The 1220-nt window shown below is 47.1% G+C and carries 1 pseudogene; it reads left to right on the top strand.

Features of this window, described 5'->3' with window-relative positions:
• The first annotated feature begins 65 nt into the window (after positions 1-65).
• Positions 66-1177, top strand: a pseudogene (locus tag ICN49_RS11580) (IS3 family transposase).
• Positions 1178-1220 lie beyond the last annotated feature (43 nt).

The raw sequence follows: 1220 nt of genomic DNA, 5'->3' as shown, positions 1-1220 counted from the left end.
GGTAATCCCCCCACAGGTTAACCGAGCTCAGAGGTAGAATTTTCTCGAATATAGAGGAGTTCTACATGAAGCGTTCTAAATTTACTGATACCCAGATCATGGATGCCCTAAAACGGGTCGATGCTGGCTTAGCTGTTCCAGAGGTCTGTCGTGAGCTAGGTATCAGCACTGCGACTTTCTATAAGTGGCGTGCCAAATACAGCGGTATGGATACCTCCATGATGGCCCGTATGAAAGAACTCGAGGCAGAGAACGCTCGCCTTAAGAAAATGTATATCGAAGAAAAGCTCAAGGCGGAGATCTTAAACGAGGCCATCACAAAAAAGTGGTGAGGCCGTCTCACAGACGTGAGATGGCCCAAAAGGCAGTATCCCAACACCATGTGTCGATCAGGCTAGCCTGCGAGATCTTTAGCGTGAGTGAGACTTGCTACCGCTATGAAGCGAAGAACAATGCAGAAAATGAGCTCATTGCCAATTGGTTGATCCGCTTAACGGACAACAACCGCAGCTGGGGCTTTGGCCTTTGTTATTTGTATCTACGCAACGTCAAGAACTACACATGGAACCACAAACGCATCTACCGGATTTACCGCGAGCTTGAGCTCAACCTGCGCATCAAACCCCGTAAGCGTTTGGTGCGAGATAAGCCAGATGCCTTGGTCGTGCCGCTGAGTAGTAACCAAGTATGGTCAATGGATTTTATGCATGAGCAGCTGCAAGATGGCAGGTCCATCCGACTGTTCAATGTCATTGACGACTTTAATCGTGAAGCCTTAGGTATTGAAGTGAACTTCTCATTGCCGGCAGAGCGAGTAGTTCGTAGCTTAGATCAAATTATTGCTTGGCGAGGTAAGCCCAGCATTATTCGAGCGGACAATGGGCCTGAACTCATCAGTGGCAGGCTTATGGAATGGGCAGCAAAGCATCAAATCCACATCGCCCATATCCAGCCAGGTAAACCACAACAAAATGCTTATGTGGAACGATTTAATCGTACCGTGAGATATGAATGGCTATCTCAGCACTACTGGGAAAGTATTAACGAAGTTCAAGAGTTTGCAACGCAATGGATGTATAAATAGACCAAAGGGAATCCCTTTAGGGACAATCATCAACGTCCAAATATGGCATTGGGCGGTATTACCCCGAAACAGCGACTGGCCATGGTTGCTTAATTAATCCTACTTCTAGGTTCGGTTAAATAAGGGGGGATTACCC

The sequence above is a fragment of the Polynucleobacter finlandensis genome (assembly GCF_018881755.1).
GTDB classification, from domain to species: domain Bacteria; phylum Pseudomonadota; class Gammaproteobacteria; order Burkholderiales; family Burkholderiaceae; genus Polynucleobacter; species Polynucleobacter finlandensis.
Note: the sequence above shows the minus strand (reverse complement) of the source record. Positions and strands in the feature narration are given on the sequence as shown.